This window comes from Paenibacillus sp. Leaf72 (assembly GCF_001422685.1).
GTDB lineage: Bacteria > Bacillota > Bacilli > Paenibacillales > Paenibacillaceae > Pristimantibacillus.
Genome location: NZ_LMLV01000032.1, coordinates 416,203 through 429,332 on the forward strand (window position 1 = coordinate 416,203; position 13,130 = coordinate 429,332).

A 13,130-nucleotide genomic window follows, 5' to 3' on the forward strand; every position below is an offset into this window, starting at 1 on the left:
GCTGTAACGATGTCCGCAGCAAAAAAGGTAATTGTATGGAGCAAAACAGGCTGCCAGTATTGTGGCACAGTGAAACAATTTTTGGAGCAAAACAACCAGCCCTATGAAAATATCGATATTGAAGGCAAAGATTATTTGCGCGACGTCCTTGAAGCCAAATATGGCATCCGCCACGTTCCTGTAGTGGAAATCGGCAGCGACGGCGTCTACACCGCCGTTACGGACTGGGATTTGGAAAAAATCAAAGCGCTAATCTCACCTGCTCCCGTAGCAGGCTAAGGGGTTCGAAATCGTGAGAAGCCCACTGCTCGTCAACTCAGATGTACCTTGCTACACCTGAGTTGACGGTCTAGGGGCAGAGACGGGAAGAAGCACTTATAGCTCTAGGGTGTATATGCAAACCGGAGCATGCAATTGTTGCTAAGAGCCTAGAGCTCTTGGCGCTCCCTTTTTTTTGGAGGACTCAGCTTCCGCTATTCTGGATTTTGATTCGATTTTAGGCGGTAAGCGGACAGGAAAACCGCTATCGTCCTCATAAACCCGTCAAAATGGTTAAAAGCAGCTCATTAGCGGCTCCTGAGTCCTCAGCCTGTGCCTTAACCCTTGATTTTGTTGAAATAGCGGCTGCTGTGTCCGCCAAGTCTAGCTATACGCGGGAGTTAACCACTGAAACAAAAACATGAGACTTCCTTCCGGTACATATTTTCGGTCATATGATTCTATTCATGAGGCGGATATTCCCAGCAGGAGAGGGAATGCATTTGACGCTAAATTCGATCTGGATCTGGCTTGCTTATGTTTGCATATACACCCTAAAAACTCTAAATTAGTAGCTTAGTAGGGCTTATGGTGAAAAGTATTTAGATTCCAAAAGCGTAACCTTTTGAAGGTTTAAGAGGGAAAGACTGTCCGTCAGTAGGTTTGTGTTACTGACGGATGGTTTTTTCCTTTTTCTTTATTGTAGTTCAACGGAGAGAGAGGGAAGGTGCAGGGTAGCGGCGGAGAGAAAGGTTGGAGCTGGAGGAGCGGAGCGTCCGCCTTTGTTTTCTGATTTCTTCCTCATGGAGGAAAAAATCGAGAAATCGGAAAACAACAGCGGCCGGAAGCCGAATCTTTCTCGCAGCAGCGACCATCGCACCTGACCGCCGAAAAGGTTCAACTTACAATTTTCTTCCCCCTGATTTTTCCATGATATAAAAATCAATTTTAAGGGTATAAATACCAGCCTTAAATAGAGTAAAATAGTTTAGATAACGAAGCTGGCGCAGGCAAATGTCGATTCGCACAAATGTTTGCGCTTACAGAAACAGGAACTTTATGATGGAAAGGGTGGAATTTATAATGGTTATTCGGACATTTGGCAGTCTGCTGACAGCAGCGGCATTAACGGCTTCGCTAGTAGGAAGCGCAGCGGCGGCTCCGGCCCCAGCTCCAGCGGCAGACAAAAACAGCAGCAAAACAGCGGGGCAGCAGCCCGCCTATGATTGGGGAAGGGCGAAGGTCGTGGGTGGTGGCTTTGTTCCCGGCATTGTGTATAATCCTTCCGAGAAGGATTTGATTTATGCGCGGACGGACATTGGCGGCGCTTATCGCTTCGATTCCGCGACGCAAAGCTGGATTCAGCTCTTGGATTTTGTAGGCTTCGAGGAATGGAGCATGCTGGGCGTGGAAAGCATCGCGACGGACCCTGTGGAGACGAATCGGGTTTATGCGGCGGTAGGCACGTACACGAATGATTGGACAGATACGCCGGGCATGATTTTGCGCTCGACGGACAAAGGAAACAGCTGGCAGCGGACAGTGCTCCCGTTCAAGCTTGGAGGCAATATGCCGGGGCGCTCGATGGGCGAGCGGATGGTCATCGATCCGAATGACAATCGAATTTTGTATCTCGGGGCGCGCAGCGGCAATGGTCTGTGGCGAAGTACGGATTACGGCGAAACCTGGAGCAAAGTGGACAGCTTTACAGCGAGCGGCAACGTAAAGGATTACTTTGACGATATCGTTGGCGTGGCATGGATTACGTTCGATCAAGCGACGGGCTCGAAGGGCAAAAAGTCGCAAACGATTTATGTCGGCGTGGCTGACAATGAGCAAAGCATATACCGCAGCACGGACGGCGGGGAAACATGGGAAGCAGTAGCGGGGCAGCCAAAGCAAGGTTTTGTACCGCATCATGGGGTGCTGGACGGCAAAGGCCATCTATACGTTACATACAATGAATTTGTCGGCCCTTATGATGGCGGCAAAGGCGCCGTGTGGAAGCTGGATACGGCAACCGGCGCATGGACCGATATTAGCCCTACCGGAAATACGGACAATCCGTATGGCGGACTGGCTGTAGATGCGCGGCAGCCGAATACGCTAATGGTAGCGACGATGAACAAGTGGTGGCCGGATGATGTCATTTACCGCAGCACAAATGGCGGTGCGACGTGGGAGCCTTTCTGGACGCTCGATTTTTCGAAAAATCCGAATCGGGAAAATCGGTTTACGATTGAATATGCGGATTCCCCTTGGCTGGACTGGGGCGAGAAAAAAGAGCTGCCCGAAATCGCGCCGAAGCTTGGCTGGATGATTGGCGATCTGGAAATTGATCCGTTTAATTCGGACAATATGATGTACGGCACGGGCGCAACGCTGTTCGGCGCGAGCAACTTAACGGATTTTGATAAAGATAAAAAGGTTGATATTACCGTCATGGCAGACGGTATTGAAGAAACAGCTGTGCTTGGCCTCATCAGCCCGCCGTCAGGGGCGCCATTGCTGAGCGCGATGGGGGATATTGGCGGCTTCCGCCATGAAAGCCTGGACCAAGCGCCGGAGATGATCACGAGCCCGTATATCGGTACGAGCACGGATATTGATTTTGCCGAGCTGAAGCCAGATATCGTGGTGCGTGTCGGCCATGCGGAAGGGACAGCAGCAAGAATGGGCGTTTCCACAGATAACGGCAAAACGTGGACGCCGGCAGCGAATGCCTGGACAGCGGCGGATGAGGACAAAACAAGCGGCGGCTTTGCTGCTGTAAGCGCAGACGGCAGTGCAATCGTATGGAGCCCGAGCAGCGCGGATGAACAGACAGCGCGGCCAGTCAGCTACTCCACCGATTTAGGAAAAACGTGGACGGCTTCGAAGGGCTTGCCGGAAAAGGCTCGCGTATCGGCAGATCGGGTAAATCCGAAGCTCTTCTACGGCTTCGCCGCTGGTGTGTTCTACGTCAGCAAGGATGGCGGAGCGACGTTCACTGCATCGAAGGCGACAGGCTTGCCGCAAGTGATTACAAGCAACTTCAAGGCGATGCCGGGCAAAGAAGGCGACATTTGGATCGCTGTCGCCAAAGACAACAAAAAAGTCGAAAGCGCCTATGGCTTATGGCATTCGACCGATGCAGGCAAGACGTTTGCAAAGGTTGCAGGCGTGGAGGAAGCGGCAACGATTGGTTTTGGCAAAGCGGCACCAGGAAAAACAAATATGACGCTTTATTCCTACGCGAAGATCGGCGGAACATATGGCATATTCCGCTCGAAGGATCTCGGCAAAAACTGGGTTCGCATCAATGATGACCAGCATCAATTCGGTTCCGCTAATACGGCGATTACAGGCGATCCAAGGGTCTACGGCCGAGTGTATATGGCGACGAATGGACTGGGTATTGTCGTTGGCGAATTGAAGGATGGCATTAGCTATGAATTCACGGATTTGAGCGGCGTGTATGCGGAAGCGCAGCAAGCCATTGCTTTTTTATATGGCAAGGGCGTTATAACAGGGAAAAATGATACGGAGTTCCAGCCGGGTGCGCAGGTAACTAGAGCGGAGTTCGTCAAGCTGCTGGTGGGTACGCTCGGACTTGTGCCAGAGGGTGCATCAAGCTTTACGGATGTAGCTGCAAGCGCATGGTATGCGCCATATATTGCCGCAGCTGAGAAAGCGGGCATTACAGCGCTTCTGGCGCAAGGAAGCGGCGGAGAAGGCAGCTTATTTGAGCCGAACGAGCCGATTACACGGCAGGATATGGCGGTAATGCTTGCGAGCGGCTGGAAAGCGACAGGCCAGACGCTGCCGGAGATGCCTGCTGGCAGCGTGCCAGTGTTCACCGATAGTCAGACCATTGCTGCTTATGCGAAGGACGCTGTAGCGCTTGTGGCACAAGCGGGATTAATGAAAGGCAAGCCGGACGGCAGCTTCGGCGCGATTGATCCGACCAACCGTGCGGATGCGACGGTCGTCATCTACAGGCTCCATACGCTATTCTCGCAAGCTCAGGCTGCAAAAACAGAGTAATAAACGAAGGGCTGGCCCGCAAGCAGATGTATATGCTTGCGGGCCAGCCCTATTTTTCAACAGCCTTTTATTCGTCTGCTTCGTGCCAATGCTCCAGGCAGAAGGCAAGCACAAGCTGCTCTTCCTCGTCTTCCAGCTCAAAATCCAAAATGCGCTCCGTCTCGCGCTCGATAATTTCGTGCTTGGCAATTTTGGCTTGGTCGCCATCCTTGGCAAATACAGCACGTACATAAAGCCCTTTAGGCGAATATATATCATCGTCCTCGGCTGCTTCAATATCGATAATAAACTCGTAGCGTTTACCGGTTAAAATGCCGAAAGGGTCTTTAATATATTGCACGCTGTAGCTGGAAATTTCAATCATCGTATCATCCTTTGATGTGGTTTTCCCTCCATTATAGCAGAGTTGCTTCGCGAAGGCAGGCTTTCCTATGTATAAGCTGGATTTATTAGCTCGATTTATGTGCTTTGTCGGTATTGTCGCCTTTAGGCGGCAGGACGGAGATAGCGATTACAAGTTGTGCCAAATAACGGCGGAGCTTCATCACATGGACCCCCTCGCATAATCATATACAAGCTTGTAGTTATTATTAATCGCGTTGTCGAAATTTGAAACAGAAGTATTCCAATTTATTGGAATAACAGTTTGTCATTTGGGTATTCGCGGTTGCTGCTTGGCTCGGTTGTTGCTTCCTCTGCCACAAATAGCCTAATATAAACGTAATCACACATGCTGGATTGAGGATGTGGGCAGGAGCGGAGAGACAGGGAGGGACAGCAATGAATGAGTCCATATTAATTGTAGAGGATGAGCAAAAAATCGCCCGGGTGCTGGAGATTGAGCTGGAAGCGGAAGGTTATCGCGTCTCCAAGGCGAACGACGGCTTGCAGGCGCTTGAGCTGTACCGCACAGGCGAATGGGATCTAGTATTGCTTGACGTTATGCTTCCAGGCATTAGCGGCATCGAAATTTTACGGCGAATCCGGGCGACCGATGCTGCTACGCCTGTTATTTTGCTGACGGCGAAAAGCTCTGTAGAGGACAAGGTGTCTGGGCTTGATCTGGGCGCTAACGATTATATGACGAAGCCTTTTCAGATTGAGGAGCTGCTGGCGAGAATCCGGGCGGCGCTTAGACAGCGCTTGATTCCCTCAGAGGCAGGCGGCGCACAAATAGTGGACGGGACATGGCTGCTGGCTGGCGATTTAAAGCTGAATGAGACGACGCGCGAGGTTATTCGTTCGGGCAAAAGCATCGAACTGACGCCGCGCGAATTTGATTTGCTCAGCTACCTGCTGAAGCATCAGCGCCAAGTGCTGGGACGAGAGCAGATTGTTGAGGCAGTCTGGGGCTACGACTACTACGGCGACACGAATGTCGTTGATGTATATATTCGCTATGTGCGTAAAAAGGTCGATACAGGTTTTGCAAGCGAACTGATCCATACGGTGCGTGGAATCGGCTACGTGCTCAAGGAAGCGCAATGAAGCTGCGCAGCCGGATTCATCTTTATTCCTCTGCTTTATTCGCGGTTCTGCTCGTAGCTATGAACTTGTCCGTTTATGCGCTATTCAGCAAATTGACGATGACAAGCCAAATGGAGCGGGTGGAGGCAGAAGCGCTGAAAATTTCCGAAGGCATGCTGAAGTCGGCCGGGACGGTTCCGACCGCAGATTTGCTGCGTGCGTATGTGCCCTTGAATGGCATGCTGCGCATGGTGACAGCCGAAGGGGCGGACAAGCTGCTGGTCACTGCGCCAGGAGAGCAGCAGCTTAGCGAGCGGGAAGCTGTTTATGCAGCGGAGAAGCGGATTGAAAGCATTGATTTCAAGGGGAATAGCTACGCGCTTGTATCGATTCCCGTCATTTGGACGGATGGCGCGGTCGTCAATATTCAGGTGACGGAAAGTGTGCAGGACACGGCTGACCAGCTGAAGGTGCTGCAAATTGTTTTGCTGGCGGTAACAGCCATCGCGATGATTCCTGTTGTGGCTTCAGGGCGCCTGCTCGGAAGCATCATCGTGCGTCCCATCGCCCATATGACGCATACGATGCGGGCGATCCAGCGCAGCGGCACGTTTATCAAAATCCAGCCGGAAGGCCAGTCGCAGGATGAGCTTGCGGAAATGGGAGCGACCTTCAATGAGATGATCGCCTTGCTGGAAACGAATTTTGAGAAGCAGGAGCAGTTTGTTTCGAATGCCTCCCATGAGCTAAAAACGCCGCTTACGGTCATTGAAAGCTACGCCAGCTTATTGAAGCGCCGGGGGCTGGATCGTCCCGACCTGTTCGTCGAATCGATCGATGCGATACACTCCGAGGCGGTGCGAATGAAGGAGATGACCGAACAGCTGCTGATGCTGGCCCGCAACAAGGAGCAGTGGAACTTAACGATGGAGAGCGTTGATCTGGCGCAGCTTGCCAGCGAGTCGTCGAAAGCCTTCCAGAAGGCGTATGGACGGGATATTCAGGTGCGATTTGCAAGTAGCAGAGACAGCAGTGGCAGCGAAAGTAGTGGCGTTAGGCTCGCTCGGACAGAATTAGAGGCAGCAGAGTATCCCCTGCATTTGGAGATCGGGGTGGAAGGCCGGATGCCGGGCATTTACGGGTATGCAGATGCGAATAAGCTGCGTCAATTGCTGTTCATCCTGCTGGATAATGCGCGCAAATACAGCAGCGCTGCGATTACGCTGGAAATTGGCGCGAGCGGCGATTACAGCGTGATCCGGGTCATAGACCGGGGAATCGGCATTCCGCAAGCGGCGCTGTCTAAAGTATTCGACCGGTTTTACCGGGTCGATGAGGCTAGAAGCCGCCAGGACGTTGGCGGTGCCGGTCTTGGCCTCGCGTTGGCAAAGGAAATCGCCGCAGCTATTGGCGCAAGCCTAACGCTTGCAAGCGAGGAGGGCGTCGGAACGACGGCGACGATTAAAGTGAAAAGAACGGAAGCTGGAAAATAACAGCTATCCGATGCTAGAAGCAGCCCGAAGCAGTCCGGAGGGGCTGCTTTCTTTTTTTTATATAGGAAAATATATGATTTCTCATCCTCTCTCTCTATATCTCGGACTGAAACGCGCTGCGCCGCCAGAGGACGGCGAAAGCCGTTTCACCTTGAAATATAGGAAAGGAAATGATTTTCTCATCCTCTCTCTATATTTCTCGGACTGAAACGCGCTGCGCCGCCAGAGGATGGCGATAGCCGTTTCACCTTGCCTAAACGAGTAAAGCAAGGAATGGATAAAAAAAAGATTGATATACGTATATGTATGCGATATATTACATACAAGAAAGGAAGATGCGTATGCCTATTCCGAGCCATTTTACTACACCGATTAAAATTTCAGCGAAAGAACGAGCGCTTTCCCAAATTCAGCGATGGATTATTGATGGTACCTTGCTTCCCGGCGAGAAGATTGGCGATGCAGAGCTGGCGGAAGCTTTAGGGGTCAGCAGGACGCCTGTCCGCGAAGCTTTGCAAATTCTTGAAGTGCAGAAGCTCGTCGAGGTGTATCCGGGCAACTATACGAAGGTCAAAAGCTTGGAGAAATCCGATATTTTGAAAATGTATTCGACGCTGGCCTCCTTGCACGCTTTAGCGGCAGAGACGGCTGCCAGTGTCATTGTGCCCGAACAAATTGAGCAGCTGAAGCAGCTGAATGCCGAATTCTCAGCGGCGATTGAACAGGGGCTGCCCTTTCAGGCGATGGAGCTGGACGAGCAGTTTCATAATGTGATCGTGGAAGCCGCAGATAATGAATACCTGGCCTCTTACAGCGCCTCGCTTCAGGTACATATTCGCCGCTTTAAATATGTGTTTCTAAAACAGCCTGTTCAGGCGACGCATGTATCAGTCGAAGAACATCAGGCAATTATTGAAGCTATGGAGGCTGGCGACCCTGAACGGGCGTCTGCCATGATGAAGCAAAATTTATTGCGCCCTATGCGCGAGCTTTATGCCATTATTTAACCAACGATGAGGGGATGGATGGACATGTCCGAGAAGGAAGATTTGCGTGGACGCAGCAAGGATATAAGCGAAGGGGTAAACCGGATGCCGAACCGGGCCATGCTGCGGGCGGTAGGGTTTCAGGATGAGGATTTCAAAAAACCGATGGTTGGCGTCGCCAGCACATGGAGCGAAGTAACGCCTTGCAACATTCATATCGACCAACTGGCGCGGGAAGCGAAGGCCGGGGTCAAGCAGCACGGCGGGGCTCCGCTTATTTTTAATACGATTACGGTGTCGGATGGCATTTCGATGGGACATGAGGGAATGCTGTTCTCGCTGCCGAGCCGGGAAACGATTGCCGATTCCATTGAACTGGTCGTTAATGCTGAGCGGTTTGACGGGCTGGTGGCGATTGGCGGCTGTGACAAAAATACTCCGGCTTGCCTGATGGCCATTGGGCGGATGAACCTTCCGTCTGTTTATGTATATGGCGGCACGATTCAGCCAGGCAAGCTGCACGGCAAGGATGTTGATATCGTTACTGCCTTTGAAGCAGTAGGGAAATATCAGGAAGGACAACTGACGGATGAGGAGCTGCATGAGGTAGAGTGCAGCGTTTGTCCAGGCGCTGGCGCCTGCGGCGGAATGTACACGGCGAATACGATGGCTTCGGCGGCAGAAGCGATGGGCATGGCGCTCCCCGGCTCCTCCTCCACGCCAGCCATTGCCCCGAATAAATCAGTGGAATGTACGGAAGCGGGCAAAGCGGTTATTGAGCTGCTGAGAAAAAATATTCGGCCCCGCGACATTATGACGCTGAAAGCTTTTGAAAATGCGATTACCGTCGTGATGGCGCTCGGCGGTTCAACCAATGCGCTGCTTCATCTGCTGGCGATCGCGCATTCGGCTGGCGTGAAGCTGACGCTGGATGATTTTGAACGGGTGCGCAGCCGCGTTCCCCATCTGGCCGATTTGAAGCCAAGCGGCAAATATGTGATGCAGGATTTGAACAATATCGGCGGTGTGCCGGGCGTGATGAAGCTGCTGCTGGAAAAAGGGCTGCTGCACGGAGACTGCATGACCGTAACAGGCAAAACGCTTGCAGAGAATTTGGCGGAAGCCGATCCGCTGGACAGCGGGCAGGATGTGATTCGTTCCTTCGAGCAGCCATTAAAGCCGACAGGACCTTTGGTTGTATTGAAAGGCAATTTGGCGCCTGAAGGGGCAGTGGCTAAAATGTCGGGCCTTAAAAAGATGCGTTTTAGCGGCCCAGCCCGGGTATACGACAGCGAGCAGGAGGCTGCCGATGCGATTGCGCGTGATGACATCAAAAAAGGCGATGTGCTCGTCATTCGTTATGTCGGGCCGAAGGGCGGACCCGGCATGCCGGAAATGCTCTCCATTACGGCGATGATTACCGGAAAAGGGCTTGGCGGCGAGGTTGCGCTTATGACCGATGGCCGCTTCTCGGGCGGCTCGCACGGCTTTGTTGTCGGACACGTCACGCCTGAGGCCCAGGTTGGCGGGCCAATTGGCTTGCTGCAAGAGGGCGATATCATAACGATCGACAGCGAGACGCAGGAAATGAACATGGAAATTTCGCCGCAGGAATTTGAGGCGAGACTTGCAAAATGGGTGCAGCCGCCGCTCAAAGTAAGAACAGGCGTGCTCGGCAAATATGCCCGGCTCGTATCCTCCGCTTCACAAGGTGCAGTAACTGATCTGGATTTGTAAACAGCATGGACTAGGTTGTGGTTCTCACCAAATTCTAATCCACAGGTTATATAATAGGTTGTAATACAGCATGCCTTTCGAGCTATGAGCTTGAAAGGCATGTTTCTGATCTAAATGGGGTGTAACGATGGGACAACAGCGAAAGAGACTGATGCTTGGTTTAACGATAGCTTGTATGGTCATTGTCTGTATAGCGGGAGGATTATGGTGGCAATCTGTTGCTGACGCACGGCCTTCCATTACGGAGGAGCAAGCGAGCGAGCAGGTTCTTCAGCAATATGTTGGGAAAATCGTTAGCGCTAAGCTGGGCGATAACGTCTATGAAGTTAAGCTGCAGGCTGATCAAGGCATATATTATGTCGCTGTCGATGCGAAAGGCGGAGGCATCGTTTCAATAAAGCTAATAGATGGCGGGCTGCCTGCTGCTGGGGAAACACCGCCCGTTTCCTCATCCAATCAGCCAACTGATCCCTCAGCTTCGGAACAAGCGGCAGAGCCGACGCTGGGCCAGAGCCCAGTGGCAACGCCGAGCCCGGAGCCAAGCATAAGTCCAGCGCCAAATCCCAGCCCAGAGACAAGTTTAAGTCCGGGACCAAATTCAAGCCCAGGGCAAAGCTCAAGTCCAGCAACGAATTCAAGCCCAAAACCAAGTCCGAAGCCGAGTGACGGAAACGGCAACGGCAACGGAGGAAAAACGCCAGCGGCGTCTCCTGCCAAACCGGGCATATCTCCAGATGAAGCGGAAGCGATTGCGCTCAAGCAGGTAAAAGGCAAGGTGGAGGATATTGAGCTGAAAAGCTCCGACCGCAGCCGGTATTATTTAGTTGAAATCGACACGCCAGACGACCGTGAGGCAACGGTACAGGTGCATGCTGTAACGGGAGCCATTATGTCGATCACATGGGATGAGGACGATGACGATCAAGGAGACGACTAAGTGTAAATGAGCGCCAGCTCAGCTTTTTATCATCAAATTCTAATGTTGCTGTCATGGTCATCTCATTTGCCGCAGGTAAAGTAAAGGTGAGACAAGCGAGCGACATTTGAAAATGGGAGGAACAAGATGATGATGAATAAAAAAATCTGGATAGGCGTTGTATCGGTTACTTTGGCGCTCGGCGCAATGGGCGGTGCAGCAACAGCTGCTTCAAATACGAAAACCTTGATCGGCAAAGCCGAAGCCAAAAAAATCGCCTTGAAGCATGTAGACGGCCGTATTGACGGTGTAGACCTGGAGCGGAATCAAGCAGGCATCTTTTACGAGGTGGAAGTCGAGCGCGGAGCCTATCAGAATGAAGTCGATGTGCATATCGATGCTTACAGCGGCAAGCTGCTAGGCATTTATGATAGCGATGATGATGACGACGATCGCCGTGCAGATCAAGCGATAACTGGAGCAGGAACAGCGTCGAACGCAGGGACAGTGAATCAGCCAGCAGCGAGCCCATCAACAAGTACGGGAACGGCAGCTTTAAAGACGGCTGAGCAAGCCGGAGCCATTGCGGTTGCTAAAGTTGGAGGAACGGTAGTTAAGGTTGAACGCGATCGTGAAGATGGCAAAATCATTTACGAGGTCGATCTGCGCATTACTGGCGGTAAAGCTGAAGTAGAAGTCGATGCAGCAACGGGAAAAGTGTTGTCCGTGGATAAAGATTACCATGATGATGATGATGACTACGATGACGATGATCATTATGATGAGGATTAAGCAATCATAGCAAGCGAGCATATTTATTTTGAAAATAAAGCAATTGAATGGCAAAAAAGGGGCATCTGCGGATGCTCCCTTTTTTATAAGCAGGCATAAAGCTGCTTATGCAGCTTTAGCGCTGTTTTCTCGGTGCTTGCCCAGCCTGCGGGGCTGGAGCAGCATTTTTAAACGGATTAAGAAACAGCTTGGGAATGCCCGTATCAAAACGGAGCAGCTTGCCGGTGTGCGGATGCTCGAAAGCAAGCACGCGCGCATGCAGGCCGAGTCTGCCGATTGGCTTGAGCCGCGCTCCATATTTTTTGTCTCCGGTAATCGGATGGCCGATATCCTCCATGTGGACGCGGATCTGATTTTTGCGGCCAGTCTCCAGATGCACTTCCAATAAGGAGAAGCTGTCGTTGGCCTGAATCATCTTATAGTGGGTTACAGCATGCTGTCCATCATTCGGATGGGAGCTGGAATACATTTTCAGCGTGCTGCTTTCCTTGAGCCACGATTGGATCGTGCCTTCCGGCTTGCGTACTTTACCCTCGACAAGCGCTACATAGGAGCGTTCCTTGACGGCTTCCTGCCAGTTGTTTTGCAGCGATTGCTGCACCTTCTCGGTTTTGGCAAACATCATGACACCCGAGGTGTCACGGTCCAGGCGATGCACGACGAAAATCCGATTTTTCGGATCAAAGGTTCGAACATGCGCTGTCAGCTGGCGGTAAGCGGTAACCTCCTGCTCGTCCTTGGAGGAAGCGATGGACAGCAGTCCCGCATCCTTCTGCACGACGATAATGGCGTCGTCCTCATGCAAAATGGTGAGACCCATCAGCGGCGGCGCTTCTACCGCTTTTTCCGTATTTATGGAAACCGTCTGCCCGACTTCGAGCGGAAAATTATATTTCGTTTGTACGCGCTTATCGACCGATACTTGCCCACGCGCCAAAACCGATTTTACCGAATTGCGTCCCATGCTGGCCAAGTGGATCAATAAAAAAGCCAGCAGCTCCGACGGCTCATTGACCGTGAATTGCTTGGCCTGCGCGGCTTTACGCGGCTTGCCGCCTTCATTTTGTTTCCTAGACATGCTTAAATACCCCCTGCTTGTTCACTGCTGCTATCACTATACCACGGTTGGAAGGGATAATTCTATGCAGGGCGGTTGAAAAATGGCGGATGGGCCCGCTTTGGCTGGCTTTCTCATGAACTCTTCATTAAACGAACCATGCCAGGATCGATTTGGTGGACACAGCAGCAGCTATTTTAACCGAATCATGGGTTATGGCTCTGCTTGCGGACTCAGGAGCAGCTATTAACCTGCAAATGGCCATTTTGACGGGATGAGGAGGGCGATAACGGACTTCCTGCTCTTCTGTCAATAGAGTAGACACGCCCATTATGCTATTTTTTCGTAATAAAGCTGTTCGAAACGCAAGGGTGACATGTAGCCAAGCGTGCTGTTTG

At 51.8% G+C, this 13,130-nt stretch carries 11 protein-coding genes; 8 read left to right on the top strand and 3 right to left on the bottom strand.

Annotated features, from left to right (window positions below; genetic code table 11):
- The first annotated feature begins 9 nt into the window (after window positions 1–9).
- Together ASF12_RS27240 and ASF12_RS27245 are read left to right on the top strand one after the other, a co-directional pair.
- Window positions 10–279 carry a glutaredoxin family protein gene (locus tag ASF12_RS27240; RefSeq protein WP_056041432.1) on the top strand — a complete coding sequence of 90 codons (270 nt, stop codon included), beginning with the start codon at window positions 10–12 and terminating at the stop codon, window positions 277–279.
- 1,062 nt (window positions 280–1,341) lie between these two features.
- The gene (locus ASF12_RS27245; RefSeq protein WP_162241939.1) at window positions 1,342–4,284 is read left to right on the top strand and encodes an S-layer homology domain-containing protein; all 2,943 of its coding nucleotides are present in this window, start codon (window positions 1,342–1,344) and stop codon (window positions 4,282–4,284) included.
- A gap of 67 nt (window positions 4,285–4,351) precedes the next feature.
- Here the strand turns inward: ASF12_RS27245 and ASF12_RS27250 are convergent, their stop codons facing one another.
- Window positions 4,352–4,648: a DUF6509 family protein gene (locus ASF12_RS27250; protein ID WP_056041434.1), complete on the bottom strand. Its 297-nt coding sequence runs from the start codon at window positions 4,646–4,648 to the stop codon at window positions 4,352–4,354.
- Window positions 4,649–5,064: 416 nt separating this feature from the next.
- Between ASF12_RS27250 and ASF12_RS27255 the strand changes: the two genes are divergently transcribed.
- The 6 genes from ASF12_RS27255 to ASF12_RS27280 all read left to right on the top strand — a co-directional run bounded on the left by ASF12_RS27255 (window position 5,065) and on the right by ASF12_RS27280 (window position 11,675).
- The gene (locus tag ASF12_RS27255; RefSeq protein ID WP_056041436.1) at window positions 5,065–5,772 is read left to right on the top strand and encodes a response regulator transcription factor; all 708 of its coding nucleotides are present in this window, start codon (window positions 5,065–5,067) and stop codon (window positions 5,770–5,772) included.
- The gene (locus ASF12_RS27260) at window positions 5,769–7,244 is read left to right on the top strand and encodes a sensor histidine kinase (protein ID WP_056041438.1); all 1,476 of its coding nucleotides are present in this window, start codon (window positions 5,769–5,771) and stop codon (window positions 7,242–7,244) included. Before ASF12_RS27255 ends, ASF12_RS27260 begins: the two co-directional genes overlap by 4 nt.
- Before the next feature lie 341 nt (window positions 7,245–7,585).
- Entirely contained in the window at window positions 7,586–8,251 is a 666-nt protein-coding gene (locus ASF12_RS27265) for a GntR family transcriptional regulator (RefSeq protein ID WP_056041440.1), read from the top strand.
- Window positions 8,252–8,275: 24 nt separating this feature from the next.
- Entirely contained in the window at window positions 8,276–9,967 is a 1,692-nt protein-coding gene (gene ilvD / locus ASF12_RS27270) for a dihydroxy-acid dehydratase (protein ID WP_056041511.1), read from the top strand.
- 127 nt (window positions 9,968–10,094) lie between these two features.
- Window positions 10,095–10,904 (top strand): PepSY domain-containing protein, encoded by an 810-nt coding sequence (locus tag ASF12_RS27275; RefSeq protein WP_081419079.1) that lies wholly within the window; start codon window positions 10,095–10,097, stop codon window positions 10,902–10,904.
- Between the two features lie 126 nt (window positions 10,905–11,030).
- The gene (locus ASF12_RS27280) at window positions 11,031–11,675 is read left to right on the top strand and encodes a PepSY domain-containing protein (RefSeq protein ID WP_081419080.1); all 645 of its coding nucleotides are present in this window, start codon (window positions 11,031–11,033) and stop codon (window positions 11,673–11,675) included.
- A 115-nt stretch (window positions 11,676–11,790) separates the two neighbouring features.
- Here the strand turns inward: ASF12_RS27280 and ASF12_RS27285 are convergent, their stop codons facing one another.
- The gene (locus ASF12_RS27285) at window positions 11,791–12,753 is read right to left on the bottom strand and encodes an RluA family pseudouridine synthase (protein WP_056041445.1); all 963 of its coding nucleotides are present in this window, start codon (window positions 12,751–12,753) and stop codon (window positions 11,791–11,793) included.
- A 127-nt stretch (window positions 12,754–12,880) separates the two neighbouring features.
- The coding region (locus tag ASF12_RS35950; protein WP_235533293.1) for a hypothetical protein at window positions 12,881–13,130 on the bottom strand (250 nt) is incomplete at its 5' end.